This window comes from Actinomycetospora sp. NBC_00405 (genome assembly GCF_036044095.1).
Lineage (GTDB): Bacteria > Actinomycetota > Actinomycetes > Mycobacteriales > Pseudonocardiaceae > Actinomycetospora > Actinomycetospora callitridis.
In genome coordinates, this window is record NZ_CP107938.1 from 5,062,728 (window position 1) to 5,078,636 (window position 15,909).

At 75.1% G+C, this 15,909-nt stretch carries 13 protein-coding genes; 8 read left to right on the forward strand and 5 right to left on the reverse strand.

Going from position 1 to position 15,909, the window contains the following annotated elements; all coding sequences use genetic code 11:
* Positions 1-148: 148 nt before the first annotated feature.
* Positions 149-2,509, forward strand: coding sequence for a UvrD-helicase domain-containing protein (locus OG774_RS25080; RefSeq protein WP_328311152.1), 2,361 nt, complete (start codon positions 149-151; stop codon positions 2,507-2,509).
* Positions 2,510-2,727: 218 nt separating this feature from the next.
* Here OG774_RS25080 and OG774_RS25085 read toward each other — a convergent pair whose 3' ends face one another.
* On the reverse strand, positions 2,728-3,918 hold the full coding sequence (locus tag OG774_RS25085) for a M23 family metallopeptidase (RefSeq protein ID WP_328305037.1): 1,191 nt from the start codon (positions 3,916-3,918) through the stop codon (positions 2,728-2,730).
* Positions 3,919-4,180: 262 nt separating this feature from the next.
* Positions 4,181-5,152: an alpha/beta fold hydrolase gene (locus tag OG774_RS25090; protein ID WP_328305038.1), complete on the reverse strand. Its 972-nt coding sequence runs from the start codon at positions 5,150-5,152 to the stop codon at positions 4,181-4,183.
* A gap of 284 nt (positions 5,153-5,436) precedes the next feature.
* On the opposite strand from OG774_RS25090, the gene sucC reads away from it, so the two are divergent.
* The 6 genes from sucC to purH all read left to right on the forward strand — a co-directional run bounded on the left by sucC (position 5,437) and on the right by purH (position 12,995).
* Complete coding sequence (gene sucC, locus OG774_RS25095; protein ID WP_328305039.1) at positions 5,437-6,609, forward strand: ADP-forming succinate--CoA ligase subunit beta; 1,173 nt, start codon at positions 5,437-5,439, stop codon at positions 6,607-6,609.
* Between the two features lies 1 nt (position 6,610).
* Positions 6,611-7,498: a succinate--CoA ligase subunit alpha gene (gene sucD, locus OG774_RS25100; protein ID WP_328305040.1), complete on the forward strand. Its 888-nt coding sequence runs from the start codon at positions 6,611-6,613 to the stop codon at positions 7,496-7,498.
* Between the two features lie 57 nt (positions 7,499-7,555).
* Complete coding sequence (locus tag OG774_RS25105; RefSeq protein ID WP_328305041.1) at positions 7,556-9,169, forward strand: DUF5336 domain-containing protein; 1,614 nt, start codon at positions 7,556-7,558, stop codon at positions 9,167-9,169.
* Between the two features lie 139 nt (positions 9,170-9,308).
* Complete coding sequence (locus OG774_RS25110; RefSeq protein ID WP_328305042.1) at positions 9,309-10,724, forward strand: cell division protein PerM; 1,416 nt, start codon at positions 9,309-9,311, stop codon at positions 10,722-10,724.
* A 61-nt stretch (positions 10,725-10,785) separates the two neighbouring features.
* On the forward strand, positions 10,786-11,403 hold the full coding sequence (gene purN, locus OG774_RS25115; protein WP_328311154.1) for a phosphoribosylglycinamide formyltransferase: 618 nt from the start codon (positions 10,786-10,788) through the stop codon (positions 11,401-11,403).
* Entirely contained in the window at positions 11,400-12,995 is a 1,596-nt protein-coding gene (gene purH, locus OG774_RS25120; RefSeq protein ID WP_328305044.1) for a bifunctional phosphoribosylaminoimidazolecarboxamide formyltransferase/IMP cyclohydrolase, read from the forward strand. Before purN ends, purH begins: the two co-directional genes overlap by 4 nt.
* A gap of 48 nt (positions 12,996-13,043) precedes the next feature.
* Here purH and OG774_RS25125 read toward each other — a convergent pair whose 3' ends face one another.
* Together OG774_RS25125 and OG774_RS25130 are read right to left on the reverse strand one after the other, a co-directional pair.
* Positions 13,044-13,973 carry an alpha/beta hydrolase fold domain-containing protein gene (locus OG774_RS25125; RefSeq protein WP_328305045.1) on the reverse strand — a complete coding sequence of 310 codons (930 nt, stop codon included), beginning with the start codon at positions 13,971-13,973 and terminating at the stop codon, positions 13,044-13,046.
* 18 nt (positions 13,974-13,991) lie between these two features.
* Positions 13,992-14,612 (reverse strand): MFS transporter, encoded by a 621-nt coding sequence (locus tag OG774_RS25130; protein WP_328305046.1) that lies wholly within the window; start codon positions 14,610-14,612, stop codon positions 13,992-13,994.
* Positions 14,613-14,675: 63 nt separating this feature from the next.
* Between OG774_RS25130 and OG774_RS25135 the strand changes: the two genes are divergently transcribed.
* Positions 14,676-14,996, forward strand: coding sequence for a chorismate mutase (locus OG774_RS25135; RefSeq protein ID WP_328305047.1), 321 nt, complete (start codon positions 14,676-14,678; stop codon positions 14,994-14,996).
* Here OG774_RS25135 and OG774_RS25140 read toward each other — a convergent pair.
* Positions 14,948-15,730: an NAD-dependent epimerase/dehydratase family protein gene (locus OG774_RS25140; RefSeq protein ID WP_328305049.1), complete on the reverse strand. Its 783-nt coding sequence runs from the start codon at positions 15,728-15,730 to the stop codon at positions 14,948-14,950. The genes OG774_RS25135 and OG774_RS25140 overlap by 49 nt on opposite strands.
* Positions 15,731-15,909: the final 179 nt, after the last annotated feature.

A 15,909-nucleotide genomic window follows, 5' to 3' on the forward strand; every position in this document is an offset into this window, starting at 1 on the left:
GTCGGGCCCGCCGGTGCGCTCGGCGGCCTCCGCCCTGTCGCGCCGCCTCGCCGCCGCGGCCGCCGGGGGCGGTGACGCCGGGGCCGGAGCCGCGGTCCGCCGGGACGCCGGACGTCCCGATCCGGCGGACGATCCGCTGCTCGAGGGCATGAACCCGCCGCAGCGCGAGGCCGTGGTGCACACCGGCTCGCCGCTGCTGATCGTCGCGGGCGCCGGGTCCGGCAAGACGCGGGTCCTCACCCACCGCATCGCCTGGCAGATGCGCCACCAGGGCGTCGGGCCCGGGCAGTTCATGGCCATCACGTTCACCAACAAGGCCGCCGCCGAGATGCGCGAGCGGGTCGCCGCGCTGGTCGGCCGCCGCGCGAACGCGATGTGGGTCTCGACGTTCCACTCGATGTGCGTGCGCATCCTGCGCCGCGAGTACCGCCACCTGGGGCTGAGCTCCACGTTCTCGATCTACGACGCGGACGACTCGCGGCGGCTGGTCGCCACGGTCGCCCGTGGTCTCGACCTCGACGCCAAGAAGTACTCGCCCCGCGGGCTGCTGGCGCGCATCTCGGCGTGGAAGAACGAGCTGGTCCCGCCGATCGAGGCCGTCGACGCCGCCGCCACCGAGGCGGAGAAGCGCACCGCCGAGGTCTACACCATCTATCAGGACCGCCTGCAGCAGTCGAACTCCCTCGACTTCGACGACCTCATCGGCCGCACGGTCGACCTGCTCACCCGCTTCCCGGACGTCGCCGAGTACTACCGGCGCCGGTTCCGGCACATCCTGGTCGACGAGTACCAGGACACCAACCACGCCCAGTACATGCTGGTCCGGGCGCTGGCGGCGGGCAGTGACGACGGCTCGGTCAAGCCCGCCGAGCTGTGCGTGGTGGGCGACGCCGACCAGTCGATCTACGCCTTCCGCGGCGCCACGATCCGCAACATCGTCGAGTTCGAGCGTGACTACCCCGAGGCGCGCACGATCCTGCTCGAGCAGAACTACCGCTCCACCCAGCGCATCCTCAGCGCCGCCAACGCCGTCATCAGCCGCAACGCCGAGCGGCGGGACAAGCGGCTGTGGACCGACGCCGGCGACGGCGAGCTGGTCGTCGGCTACGTGGCCGACAACGAGCACGACGAGGCCGCGTTCGTGGCCTCCGAGATCGACCGCCTCGTCGACGCCGGCGAGGTCCGCTTCGGCGAGGTCGCGGTGTTCTACCGGACCAACGGCCAGTCCCGTGTCTTCGAGGACGTGTTCATCCGCCTCGGACTCCCGTACAAGATCGTCGGCGGCGTCCGCTTCTACGAGCGCCGCGAGGTCCGCGACGCGATGGCCTACCTCAAGGTGCTGTCCAACCCCGAGGACACGGTGTCGCTGCGCCGCATCCTCAACGTCCCCAAGCGCGGGATCGGCGACCGCGCCGAGTCGGTGGTGGCCGACGCCGCCGACCGCGAGCGCATCACGTTCGCCGCGGCCCTGCGCCGTGCCGCGGCGGGCGAGGTCCACGGGCTCGCGACACGCTCGCAGCGCAACATCGCCGACTTCGTCGAGATGATGGACGGGCTCGCCGCCACCGTGGCGGGCGGCGCGTCGGTCGACGAGGTGCTCGACGCGATCCTCGACCGCTCGGGCTACCGCAAGGAGCTCGAGGGCTCGGAGGACCCGCAGGAGCAGTCGCGCCTGGAGAACCTCCAGGAGCTCGTCAGCGTCGCGCGCGAGTTCGTCCAGGACGCCGTCAACGCCGAGGGGCTCGAGGAGGAACCGGCCGCCGTGGAGCCCGCGGTGGCCGAGGGTGACGGTGACGGCCAGGACGGCGCCAACCAGGCCGGCACTCCGGGCGACGGCCTCGCCGAGCCGGGCTCGCTCGAGGCGTTCCTCGAGCGGGTGTCGCTGGTGGCCGACGCCGACTCGATCCCCGACGGCGGCGACGGCGTGGTCACGCTGATGACGCTGCACACCGCGAAGGGCCTCGAGTTCCCGGTCGTATTCGCCACCGGCTGGGAGGACGGCATCTTCCCGCACTCACGGGCCCTGGCCGACCCCGCGGAGCTCTCCGAGGAGCGCCGCCTCGCCTACGTCGGCATCACCCGCGCCCAGCAGCGGCTCTACCTCTCGCGCGCGGTGATGCGCTCGGCCTACGGGCAGCCCCAGGCCAACCCGCCGTCGCGGTTCCTCGACGAGGTGCCCGCCGACGTGTGGGAGTGGCGGCGCGTCGAGCCGACCTTCGAGCGATCGTCCCCGGTGGGCCGCACGCGGTTCGGCTCCGGGCGCTGGGCGAGCCCCGGCACCGACGTCAGCGGGCGCCCGTCCCGCCCGTCGCCGATGCGGCCGGACTGGAAGGAGGCGCCGACGATCTCGCTGGACGTCGGCGACCGCGTCAGCCACGACAAGTACGGCCTCGGCACGGTCACCACCGTCGACGGCGTCGGCTCGCGGGCCACGGCCACCATCGACTTCGGGTCCTCGGGCACCGTGCGGCTCATGCTCATCGGCGGCGTGCCGCTCACGAAGCTGTAGCGCCCCACCACCTCCCCGCCCGCCCGGCCGCCGGTCCGCGCGCGCGTCCGTTTCGGCCGAAGGGCACCTTCGCGCGGCTAGAGCGGCGAGGGTCGCCCTTCGCCGGGACCGGCGGCGCGACCGGAGACCCGCCTGGGTGCGCCTCGCCGGGCCGGGAACGACGAGGGCCCCGGAGCGCGGTGCGCTGCGGGGCCCTGGTCGTCTTACGGGGGAGCGGACTAGTCCTGTTGGGATCCCAGCGAGATGCCGCGCTCGGCGAGCCACGGCAGCGGGTTGATCTTGTTCTCGCCGTCGGTCCAGACCTCGAAGTGCAGGTGCGGGCCGGTGGAGCGGCCGCGGTTGCCGATCTCGGCGATCTCCTCGCCGGCCCGGACCTGCTGGCCCTCCCGCACGTAGGAGCGGTTCACGTGGCCGTAGACGTTGATCGTGCCGTCGTCGAGCTCGACCTTGACCCACATCCCGAAGCCGCTGGCCGGGCCCGACTCGACGACGGTGCCGTCGGCCACCGAGACGATCGGGGTGCCGATCGGGCCGGCGATGTCGATGCCGCGGTGCGACGAGCCCCAGCGGGCGCCGAAGCCCGAGGTGAAGCGGCCCTCCGCCGGCTTGGCGAAGTCGGGGCGGGCCGCCTCGGCGGCGGCCTGGGCCTGCGCGGCGCGCCGCTCGGCGGCCTTGCTGATCGCGCTGACCTGACCCGGGCCCTCGGCGGAGTCCGCCTCGCCGGAGGACGTCGCAGAGGACGTGGCGGCGGACGAGGCCGGCGCCGTGACGGGCAGGACGTTCGAGGTGGCCGCGTCGAGGCCCGTCGAGGAGGCCGCGGGGGACAACTCGGTGTCGGTCGTGGTCCCGCGGTCGGCGGCGAGGGCCAGCTCGGCGGTGGTGGGCGCCTCGCTCAGCGCGTCGAGGCCGGCGAGGCTGTGCCCCGCGGTGGCCACGGCGCCCACGGCGACCGCGGCGACGGCCAGGCGGCCGCGCAGCGGTGACGGGCCACGCCCGGCGGGGGGTGCGGGGCGCAGGCCTCGGCCGGGGTCGACGTCACGGCGCTGCGGTGCCTGCTGGGGCGCCCGGCGCGGCTCGCGGGGGAGCTCGCGCGGGTCGGACGGCAGCGGACGGCGGCCGTCACCTTGCGGGCCCGCGGGCCGGCCGGCGGGCCGTGCGGGGGCCGGAGCCGGGCCCGGACGGAGGCCGACGGGACGGGTGGGGAGCGGTCCCGGTGCGCGCCCACCGGTGACCAGGCCCGCGGCGTCGCCACCGCGGCGCCCACCACGGGCACCGAGCCCGGGCAGACCACCGGCGAGGCCGCTGAGGTCGGGGAAGCGCGGGCCCGACGGTCCGCCGGCGAGAGCCGGGGTGAGACCGAGAGCGAAGAGGGGCGCGGACGGCGGGCGGGGGGAGCTGTGACTCGCCAAGACCATCCTTCCCGCAGATCGGGGTCCGTCACGGCGGCGCGGGCCGGGGGAGCCCTGGGGAACGTTCGGGGTCGTTCCGTATGCCGTTCGTGACCAGACCGTGATGAGGACGAGCGGAAGGTAGCCAGGACGTCACGCCCCGGGCAAACGACACGAGTGCCTCGAGCGGGGCGCTACGCCGTGCGTGCGGGCAGGCGCGCTGAGCGGTCGTCACCGGGACGGGTGACACCGTTCGACCCGTCCGGACCTGGCGGGAGGCCGTTCATCCGGCGAGCGACCGGGTCTGGTCGCGCCCGGCGCGGAGGGGGCGACGGGCGAGCAGTCGGCTCACGAGGTGCACGACCTCGGGGTCGATGGTCATCGACAGGTGCCCGACGTGCTCGAGCGTCACCTCGGTGACCTGCAGGTCCGGGTGCTCGAGCCGGGCGTGCGACTGCGGGATGATCAGCTGGTCCTGCTTGCTCCACACGGCGACGACGTGGGTGCGACACCCGGGCGCCGGCTCCTCGAGCTCGCGGACGAGGTCGGAGGCGGGGCACAGCTGCTGCGGCACCCGCGTCGGCGGCAGGAAGTGCGCGATGAGGCTGCCGCGGTGCGGCGTGCCCAGGGTGACCAGCGTGTCGACGCGGGCGTCGCCTCCGAGCCGCTGGACGTAGTAGCGCGCCATCAGCCCGCCCAGCGAGTGGCCGACGATGTGGACGCGGTCGGCCCCGGTGCTCGCGCAGATGCGCTCGACGTGGTGGCCGAGCTCCCGCGCGGCCTCGCGGATGTCGCCGGTGAACGCGGTGAGCACGCTGAAGTTGACGGCGTGCACGACGCCGAACCCGCGACGGCGCAGCTGGCGGGCGAGGAGCGCGAAGATCGAGCGGTTGTCGACGATCCCGTGCACGAGGAGCACCGGCGTGGTCGACGCGTCCATGTCCGAGACGACGAGGCTCCGCTGCGACGGGCTCAGGTCGTCGGTGCGGTGGTGGACGAAGGTGCCCGCCGGGCGCAGCACCTCGTCGATCAGCCCCCACGGGTAGAGCGAGAGGTGCACGGCGGTGTAGGCGAGCTCGACGGCCAGCCCGCGGACGCCCGCGGGGACCCCGACCGTGCGGGCCGCGTAGGTGACGCCGCGCCACAGGGCGCCCGCGACCGAGGCCAGGGGGCCCGCGTCGACCGGCGGCGCGTCCGGCTCGGATCCGCCCCCGCTCCGCTGCGCGTCCGTCGACATGACGCCCGTCACGTCCATGAGGTGGACGTTAGGCGCTGTTCACTTGCCTGTCGCCTGGACCTGGGTCCAGACCGATCAAGATCAGTGCCCGGATCGCCGGCCCGTACGCACTCCGGAACGATTCAGCGCGCCGCGCGGTGCGTCGTGTGTCCTGCGTCGCCCCGGTCACGGCGACCGGCGCCGACCAGCCTGGATAGGGTCGCCGCACATCCGTCGAATCGTGGGCGCCAGGGGCGCCGCGCGACCTCGCCCGGCGCCCGCCGACCGGCGGCGGCCGGGGAGTTGGTGAGGAGAGTTCACGAGTGGACCTGTACGAGTACCAGGCGAAGGACGTCTTCGCCGCCCACGGAGTGCCGGTGCTGCCCGGGCGCACCGTCGACACCGCCGCGGAGGCGGAGCGCGCTGCGCAGGAGATCGGCACGGCGGTGGTGGTCAAGGCGCAGGTGAAGACGGGCGGTCGCGGGAAGGCCGGCGGCGTCAAGCTCGCCAAGGACCCGGCCGAGGCCAAGGAGAAGGCCGAGGCGATCCTCGGCCTCGACATCAAGGGCCACATCGTCCACCGGGTCCTGGTCACCGAGGCCAGCGACATCGCCGAGGAGTACTACTTCTCCTTCCTCCTCGACCGGTCCAACCGCACCTTCCTGGCCATGGCGTCGGCCGAGGGCGGCATGGAGATCGAGGAGCTCGCCGTCGAGCGGCCCGAGGCGCTGGCCCGGGTGCCGATCGACGCGATCGCCGGCGTCGACCGCGCGAAGGCCGACGAGATCGTCGCCAAGGCCAAGCTGCCCGCCGAGGTCGCCGACGAGGCCGCCCAGGTCATCGTCAAGCTCTGGGAGACCTTCGTCGGCGAGGACGCCACGCTGGTCGAGGTCAACCCCCTGGTGCGCGACCCGCAAGACAGGATCATCGCGCTCGACGGCAAGGTCACCCTCGACGAGAACGCCGAGTTCCGGCACTCCGAGCACGCCGGGCTGGTGGACGAGCGCAGCCAGAACGCGCTCGAGGCCAAGGCGAAGGAGAAGGGCCTCAACTACGTCAAGCTCGAGGACGGCCAGGTCGGGATCATCGGCAACGGCGCGGGGCTGGTCATGTCGACGCTCGACGTCGTCGCCTACGCCGGCGAGGCGCACGGCGGGATGAAGCCCGCCAACTTCCTCGACATCGGCGGCGGCGCGTCCGCCGAGGTCATGGCGGCCGGGCTGGACGTCATCCTCGGCGACGACGACGTGCGCAGCGTGTTCGTCAACGTCTTCGGCGGCATCACCGCGTGCGACGCGGTCGCGAACGGCATCGTCGAGGCCCTGAAGATCCTGGGTGACGACGCCGCCAAGCCGCTGGTCGTCCGCCTGGACGGCAACAACGTCGACGAGGGTCGCCGGATCCTCGCCGAGGCGAACCACCCCCTGGTCACGGTGGTGGACACCATGGACGACGCGGCCGCGAAGGCCGCCGAGCTGGCTGCGGCGGGAGCCTGAGATGTCGATCTTCCTCGATGAGAACAGCAAGGTCATCGTCCAGGGGCTCACGGGCTCCGAGGGCATGAAGCACGCGACGAAGATGCTGGCCTCCGGCACCAAGATCGTCGGCGGCGTCAACGCCCGCAAGGCCGGCACGACCGTGGAGATCACGGGCACGAACGTGCCGGTCTTCGGCGGCGTCGAGGAGGCCATGAAGGAGACCGGGGCCGACGTCTCGGTGCTCTTCGTGCCGCCGAAGTTCGCCAAGGACGCCGCGGTCGAGGCCATCGACGCCGGCATCGGGCTCGCCGTCGTGATCACCGAGGGCATCCCGGTGCACGACTCGGCCTGGTTCTGGGCGCACGCCTGCGCCAACGGCAACCGCACGCGGATCATCGGCCCGAACTGCCCGGGCATCATCAGCCCCGGCAAGTCGAACGCCGGCATCATCCCGGCGAACATCGCGGGCCCAGGCAAGATGGGCCTCGTGTCGAAGTCGGGCACGCTGACCTACCAGATGATGTTCGAGCTCCGGGAGATCGGCTTCTCCACGGCGATCGGCATCGGCGGCGACCCGGTGATCGGCACGACGCACATCGACGCCATCGAGGCGTTCGAGGCGGACCCCGAGACCGAGGCCATCGTGATGATCGGCGAGATCGGCGGCGACGCCGAGGAGCGTGCGGCCGACTACGTGAAGGCCAACGTCACGAAGCCCGTCGTCGGCTACGTTGCGGGGTTCACGGCTCCCGAGGGCAAGACGATGGGCCACGCCGGTGCCATCGTCTCCGGCTCGGCGGGGACCGCGCAGGCCAAGAAGGAGGCGCTCGAGGCCGCCGGCGTCAAGGTGGGCAGGACGCCCTCCGAGACCGCCGACCTCGCGCGCTCGCTGGTCAGCCGGGGCTGAGCACCCGGCCCGACCGCCCGCTCCACCGCTGACGTCGTCGTCCCGGGAGGACACCTCATGAGCTCACCGACCCAGGGCCCGCCCCCGGGCGGCCCGTCCGGCCAGCGGCCGCAGGGCGCGTCCGGTCCCGGCTGGGGCTCCGGCGGCGGCTCGCCGTACGGCGCGTCGTCGCCGTACGGGGGGTCCTCCTGGGCCGGCGCCGGTCAGGGCCAGCCCGGTCAGGGGCAGGCCCAGCCCGCGCAGGGCCAGCCCTACGCCTCGCCCGGTCAGGGCGGTTACGGCACCCAGCAGGGCTACGGCCAACAGGGGCAGCAGGGCCAGCACGCCCAGCAGGGCTGGGGTGCCGGACCGGGTGCCGGCGGCCAGGCCCCGTCGTATCCGTCGTCGAGCGGTTTCCCGGCGGCGACCACGACGATCGCGACGACGTCGGACTCCGGCGCCTCCACGGGACCGAACCCGTCGGCGTCCGGGGCCTCAGGCGCCACGGCGTCCTCGGGTGCCGAGAAGGGCGTGGCGCTCGGCGCCGGCATCCTCGCCCTGCTCGCCTACATCCTGACCTTCTTCGGCTCCGCCGAGGCGTCGGGCGTGGCCTCCGACCTCAGCGCGGCCTTCGGGTCGCTGTTCTACCTGCCGCTGGTGCTCGCCGGCGGCCTGCTCACGGCGGCCTCGCTCCTGCCGCGCGGCCCGCAGACGCTGGTGCCGGGCGCGGTCGTCGGCGTCACCGGCGCGCTCGCCATGCTCCCGCTGCTGGCCTACGCCGACGGGCTGCTCGTCGTGCAGGTCGTGCTCGCGGTGCTCGCCGCGGTCGCCTCGGTGGTCGCCGCGCTCTTCGCCAGCGGTGTGATCAACGCGCCGGCGTCGCGTCCCGCCTCGTCCGGGTTCGGCGCGCCGGCGGGCGGCGGCGGGCCCGGTGCCCACGCCGCCGGTCCCGGTGGTCCCTGGGGCGGGGCTCCGGGCGGACCGCCCGGGTACGGCGGCCCGCAGACCGGCCCGGGGTCCGGTCAGTTCGCCAACCCCCGCGGTCCGGGTGGGCCCGGTCAGGGCGGTCCCGGTCAGGGTGGTCCCGGTCAGGGCGGCCAGGCGGCGGGCCCGCCCTCGGGTCCCGTTGGTGCGGGCTACGGCGGCCCGGGCTCCCCGGCCGTCGGCTCGGCGGCGGCCACCACCCAGGTCGTCCCCGGCGCCACCGCCTCCGGGCAGGGCCCCTCCGCGTCGGGCGGCGACACGTCCGGCGCCCGCTCCGACCGCGACGACGCTCCCGATGCGTCGGCGGGCAGCACCGCCGTCACCCCGACGTCGGGCGGGGGCCCCACCGGCACCCCCGCCGCCGGGTTCTCCACCTACGGCTCCGGCGACGGCGGCCCGTCGTACGGCGCAGGCCCGGGCAGCTCGTCGTCCGCGGGCCCGCACGACGGGGCCGGGTCGAACACCCTGCCGTCGGGGACTCCGCAGGCCTCGGCCGCCGGGGCCTCGCCCGGGGGCGGCAGCTCCACCCCCGGCTACGGCATCCCGTCCACCGGCTGGGGCGCCCCCTCGGGCAGCCCCGGCGGGCCCATCGCGCCGCAGCCTCCCCAGGGCGAGTCCCGGGGCGCCCACGAGTCCGGCGAGGACCCGGGCCGCCCGCAGTCCTCGTCGTCCGACGACCGCCGCGGCGAGTGGGGCTCGCCCCGCTGAGTCCCGCGCGTCACGGAGGGAGCGAGGGACGCCCTCGCTGCCCCGGACGCAGTCGGGGTGACCCTCGCTCCGGCCGCCGGGGCGCCCGCGCGGCGTGGCAGCCGGGTGCGACGACGCCCGGCTGACAGGGTCTGGAGGCGTGACGGCGCCGACGCACGACCCCCCGCGGCGCGGCCGTCGTGCCGCCGCCGCGGCGCCGGCGCGGCCGACCGGAACGTCGGCGTGGCTCCCCGTGCTCGCGCGCGTGGCACTGCTGGCGCCGGCGGTCTGCTACGGCGTCGCGGTGGTGGTCGCGGGCGTGGTCGCCGCGCTGGCCTCCGGCACGACGCCGGGCGGCGAACCCGGCCTCGGTCAGGCGCTGGCGGTCGGCATCCCGCTGTGGCTGGTCGCGCACCTCGTGCCCCTGCAGGTCACCGGTGTCCCGCTCGGCGTCCTGCCGCTGACGCCCGCGATCCTGCTCGCCGTCCTCGTCGCGGGCGTCGCCCGCGGCGCGGTCCGGCGGCTGGGCGCACGGCCGGGCGACTCGCGGCCCCTGCACGGCGTCCTCGTGCCCGTCGTGGCCACCGCCGCCGCGGCGCACGCCGTGATCGGGGTGCTCGCCGCCGCCCTGCTGACCCCGGAGAACGTCGTCGATGCCTCACCGGGGCTCGCCGGCGTCACGTGCGGCGTGCTCGCGGGCCTGGCCGCGCTGGCCGGGGTCGCGGGCCCGTGCGGCGTGCTGACCCTGACCCGTCGCCTGCCGGCGTGGGCCCGCCACGGGCTGCGCGGCGGCCTCCTCGCCACCGCGGGCCTGCTCACGGCGGGCGTGGCCCTGCTGCTCGCCGCCCTGCTGGCGGACGTCGCGGGAGTCCGCGGCGTGTTCCTCGGCATCGCCCCCGAGGCCGGGAGCGGCGCCGGGCTGGCCCTGCTCACCGCCGCCTACCTGCCCAACGCCGTCGTGGCGGCGACGGGCTGGCTGATCGGTCCCGGGGTGTCGATCGGCGCGGCGTCGGCCACACCCATGGCGATCACCTCCGGCCTGCTCCCGCCGATCCCGCTCGCGGCCCTCCTGCCGCAGAGCCCGCCCCCGACCTGGGCCGGTCTCGCCTTCGCCGTCCCGCTCGCCGTCGGCAGCCTGGTGGGGTGGCGGCTCTCGCCGACCGCGCCCGACGCCCCGACGCGGGTCCGCTCGGTGCTCATCGCGGCCGTGACCGCCGCCGTCCTGGTCGGCCTCGCCGCCGCGCTGTCCGGCGGGCGCCTGGGCGCGGGGCCCTTCGACCCGGTGTCGGTGCCCGCGGGCCTGGTGACGCTCGCGGTGCTCGGCTGGGTGCTCGTCCCCGGCCTCGTCGTCGCCCTGCTCGCGGTGCCGATCGGCACCAGCGGGGCCGCCGCTCGCCCGGTGCGGCGGCGCCCGAGGACCACGGCGCCCCCGCCGACGCCGGAGGTCGCCGCCGAGCTCGACGAGGTCACCGACGCAGCGGACGGGGACGTCGAGGAGGCATCGGACGAGGAGCCCGACCCGGCCGGGACCGGCGGTGACGAGGGCGTCGGTCCTGGTGGTGGCGTCCGCGGCTAATCTGTGGGCGACATCCACGCCCGGCCCGGGAGCAGCGCTGACCACCACCGAGCAGCACCGGCTGCGACTGCCGGCGCCCGCCCGCGTCGTCGTCCTGGCCTCCGGGTCGGGGAGCCTCCTGCAGGCCCTGCTGGACGCCGGCGAGGACGACGGGTACCCGGCGCGCGTGGTCGCCGTCGTCTCCGACCGCTCGGCCGTCGGGGCCCTCGACCGCGCGACGGCGGCGGGTATCGACACCGTCGTCGTCCCCCCGGCCGAGCACGCCGACCGCGCCGGGTGGGACGCGGCGCTGGCCGACACCGTGGCCGCCGCGGAGCCGGACCTCGTCGTGTCGGCGGGGTTCGCGCGGCTGCTGGGGACGGCGTTCCTGGCCCGGTTCGGGGGCCGCACGATCAACACCCACCCCGCCCTGCTGCCGGCGTTCCCGGGCGCGCACCCGGTGCGCGACACCGTCGCCTACGGCGTGAAGGTCACCGGCGCGACCGTGCACCTGGTCGACGCCGGTGTGGACACCGGTCCCGTGCTGGCGCAGGAGGCCGTGACCGTGGAGCCGGACGACACCGAGGACACGCTGCACGAGCGCATCAAGGTGGTGGAGCGCCGCGTGCTCGTCGAGACCGTGGCGGCGCTCGTCCGCCACGGCGCCACCGTCACCGGACGAGGAGTGAGAATTCCGTGACCGCCACCGAGTCCCAGGCCGCCGCCAGGTCGGGCACCGACGGCCGCCGCCCGATCCGCCGCGCCCTGGTCAGCGTGTTCGACAAGGCCGGCCTGCTCGACCTGGCCACCGGGCTGCACGCGGCCGGCGTCGAGATCGTCTCCACCGGGTCGACCGCGGGACGGATCGCCGATGCGGGCGTGCCGGTCACGCGCGTCGAGGAGGTCACCGGGTTCCCCGAGTGCCTCGACGGGCGGGTCAAGACGCTGCATCCGCGGGTGCACGCCGGGCTGCTGGCGGACACCCGCCTGCCCACGCACACCGAGGCGCTCGAGTCGCTGGACATCGCGCCGTTCGACCTGCTGGTGGTCAACCTCTACCCGTTCACCGCCACCGTCGCCTCCGGCGCATCGCCCGACGACTGCGTCGAGCAGATCGACATCGGCGGTCCCGCGATGATCCGCGCGGCCGCGAAGAACCACGAGTCGGTCGCCGTCGTCACCGACCCGACGCGCTACGCCTGGGTGCTCGAGCAGGCCGCCGAGGGTGGCGTCCCGCTGGCCGACCGCCGGGCGCTCGCGGCCGAGGCGTTCCGCCACACCGCGTCCTACGACGTCGCCGTGGCGTCCTGGATGGGCAACGTGCTCGCCCCCGACGGGGAAGGCTCGCCGTTCCCGGGCTGGGTGGGCACCACCGCCCGGCGCCGCGCCGTGCTCCGGTACGGGGAGAACCCGCACCAGGCCGCCGCGCTCTACGGCGACCCGGAGAACACCTCGGGCATCGCCGGCGCGACGCAGCTGCACGGCAAGGAGATGTCGTACAACAACTACGTCGACACCGACGCCGCCTGGCGTGCCGCGCACGACCACGACGGGGTCTGCGTGGCGATCATCAAGCACGCGAACCCGTGCGGGATCGCGGTGGGCACCGACGTCGCCGAGGTGCACCGCCGGGCCCACGCCTGCGACCCGACCAGCGCGTTCGGCGGGGTCATCGCCGCCAACACCGAGGTCTCGACGGCGATGGCCGAGACGGTCTCCGAGATCTTCACCGAGGTGATCGTCGCCCCGTCCTACGCCGACGGCGCGGTGGAGATCCTGGCCCGGAAGAAGAACATCCGGGTGCTCACCGCCACCTGGGCGCCCTCACCCGCCGAGCAGCGGGCGATCTCCGGCGGCCTGCTGCTCCAGCAGCGCGACGCCGTCGACGCCCCCGGCGACGACCCCGCCCACTGGACCCTGGCCTGCGGCGCGGCGGCGTCGCCCGAGCAGCTCGCCGACCTCGCGTTCGCCTGGCGCGCCTGCCGCGCGGTGAAGTCGAACGCGATCCTGCTCGCCCACGACGGCGCGACGATCGGGGTCGGCATGGGGCAGGTCAACCGCGTCGACGCGGCCAAGCTCGCCGTGGCCCGGGGCGGCGACCGCGTCGCCGGCTCCGTCGCCGCCTCCGACGCCTTCTTCCCGTTCCCGGACGGGTTCGAGGTCCTCGCCGAGGCCGGCGTCGCCGCCGTCGTCCAGCCCGGCGGCTCGGTGCGCGACGAGCTGACCGTCGAGGCCGCGAACAAGGCCGGCGTCACCATGTACGTCACCGGCACCCGCCACTTCGCCCACTGATGCTCGCGCCGAGGAGAAGCGGCAGTCAGCGCTCCTTCGTCGCGCTGCCTACCGATCTCCGGCGCGCTCCGATGGTCCCCTGAGTTCGCGCAGCCACGTCCCCGCCCGGGCGAGCGCCGCGGCCGCCTCGGGGTAGACGCCGACCCCGAGCTGGAAGAAGTGCTGCATCTGCGACCAGACGTCCAGGGTGACCGGCACGTCGGCCAGCGCCGCGAGGCGGGCCACGGCCAGGGAGTCGTCGAGCAGCACCTCGTGGCTGCCGACCTGCACGAGCAGCGGCGGCCACGCCGACGCGACGATCTCCGGCGCCGCGAGCACGGGGGAGGCGGCCGGGTCGGTGGCGGCGTGGCCGTCGAGGTACTCGCCCGCCATCCGGGTGAGGCTCTCGTGGCTGCACTCCAGGTCGACGTCGCCGCGGGCGGCGAACGAGGCGGACGAGCAGGTCAGGTCCGCCCAGGGCGACATCAGGTAGGCCGACGCCGGACGCGGGAGCCCGGCACGGGCGGCGGCCAGCAGCGTCTCGAGGACGAGGCCGCCGCCGGACGACTCACCGACGAGCACGAGGCGGTCCGCCGGGACGTGCTGCCGCTCGAGCAGCCACCGCGCGGCCCGGACCGCCGCGTCCACGTCCTGCGGGTAGGGGTGCTCCGGCGCGAGCGGGTAGTCGAGCAGCAGGACCCGGGCGTCCAGCGCGCGGGCCAGGTGGCCGGCGAACTTGTGCCGTGACGTCGGCGAGGTGATGACGTGCCCGCCCCCGAAGAGGTAGAGCACCGTGCTGGTGGGCGCGGGTCCCGACGCCTGCGCCCACACCCCGGCGACGCCGCCGTCGGCCACGGTCTCGTAGGTGATCCCCTCCGGCGTCGCGCTGAGGTCCTCGGCGTGCTCGCCGGCCGTGCGCTGGGCGGCGAGCGGGAGCTCGGCCATCCTCGGCGCCTGTCGCACCATGTCGGCGAAGCGCTGTGCCTCGGCACTGACCACGGGTCGTCCTCCTTCTCCTCAGACGGACACGGCTCGGGGAGCGCGGTGACGCGGCCACTGGCTGATCAGGGTCGCGACGCCAGCGACGAGGAGGAGGGCGGCGACGGCGAGCAGGGTCAGCGCCAGCCCGGTCGAGGTCGGCGGCCGCGGCCCGACCGCCTCGATCACCGCGGCGGCCGCCACGACCCCGATGCCGCCGAAGCAGATGAGCGAGGTGAGCATGGCCCCGGAGCCCTCGGCCGACTGCTGCGGCGGGAGGACGTTCTGCACCGCGAGCTGGCCGAGCATGATCAGTGCGGCGCCGACGCCCTGCACGGCGCGGGCGGCGATGAGCACCGGCACCGACGTCGCGACCCCGCACACCAGCGAGCTCAGGCCGAACACCGCGATCCCGGTGAGCAGCACCTCGCGGCGCCCCAGCATCTCGCCGAGCCGCCCCGCCGGGATCAGCACGGCGCCGAGGGCGATCATGTAGCCGCTGAGCAGCCACTGCAGGTCCGTCACCGTCGTGCCCATGTCGACGGCGATCGTCGGCAGGGCCAGGCCGAGCGAGAAGAAGTCGAGCTGGATGCAGAAGAGGCCCGCGGCGACGGGGAGGAACGGCAGCGATGCACGCAACGTAGCCGTCGGCAGGGCCATGAGGGGTACCGTAGGTCGGCTCGTCCGGCTCGTCATCACTGTGGGTCGATCCCAGGAGGAATCGTGACCGAGGGGCTCGGGGAGCTGCGCGCGGAGCTCGACGGCATCGACGAGGCCCTGTTCGCCCTCGTGCGCGACCGGATGCGCTGCATCGAGCGCGTCGGGGCGATCAAGGCGCAGGTCGGGATGCCGGTGTTCCAGCCCGGTCGGGCGGCCGAGGTGGAGCGTCAGGCCGCGGCCCGGGCGCGGGAGCACGGCCTCGACGAGGGCTTCCTGGTGCGCCTGGCCGACATGCTCATGGAGGAGGCCATCCGGATCGAGGAGGCCGTCGTGGCTCAGGCCGGGGCGTCGAAGGACGAGCCCGCGAACTCGCCGCCCACGTAGGAGTCGGTGTCGACCGGACGCCGGTCCACCTCGTCGGCGAACACCTCGGCGTCGTCCTGCGGGCGGTAGCCGATCTCGTGCGCGCCGGCGAGCGCCCACCGCCGACGGGTGTTGGCCGAGACGCCCCAGACGATGCGGAAGCCCGGGGACGGGCAGGTCAGCGACGCCTCGACGAGCCGGCCGCAGTCGTCGGGCGAGAGCCACGTCGACAGCCCGCGGGCGTCCGTGGGGCGCTCGCGGCACGTCCCGATCCGCAGGCAGACCACGTCGAGGCCGTAGCGGTCGTGGTACAGGCTGCCGAGCGCCTCGCCGGCCACCTTGCCGACGCCGTAGTAGGTGTCCGGTCGGGGCGGGAGGTCGTCGGGCACGGGGTCGACGGCGGGGTGGAAGCCGGCGGCGTGGTTGCTGCTGGCGAACACGACGCGCGGTACGCCGGCGCGGCGAGCGGCCTCGAACACGACGTAGGTGCCGTGGATGTTGGTGGCCAGGATGTGGTCCCACGCCTCCTCGCCGCTGTGCCCGCCGAGGTGGACGACGGCGTCGGCTCCCGCGCTCGCCGCGACGAGCGCGTCGAGGTCGGTGACGGAGGCGGTGACGACCTCCTCGTCGGCCTCCTGATCGGGCGGTGTGTCGACGTCGAGCAGGCGCAGGGTGCGGCCGGGGCGGGCGAGGCGGGACCGCAGGTAGCCGCCGATCCGCCCGGCGGCTCCGGTGACGAGGACGCGCTCGGTCATGGTCCGAGCCTGCCCGTCCTGCGGCGGCGGGGCGAGCCGTGGGCCGCTGCGTCGGCGAGGAGCGGATCTGTCCCCGCCAAGTGCTTCGTTCTCCTGACCGCCGGTCAGGGTGATCCCGGCCCGCAGGGCTCGGCGGTTGTCGGGGGTGTGGGTTAGCGTTCTCCTCGTTCGAACACGTG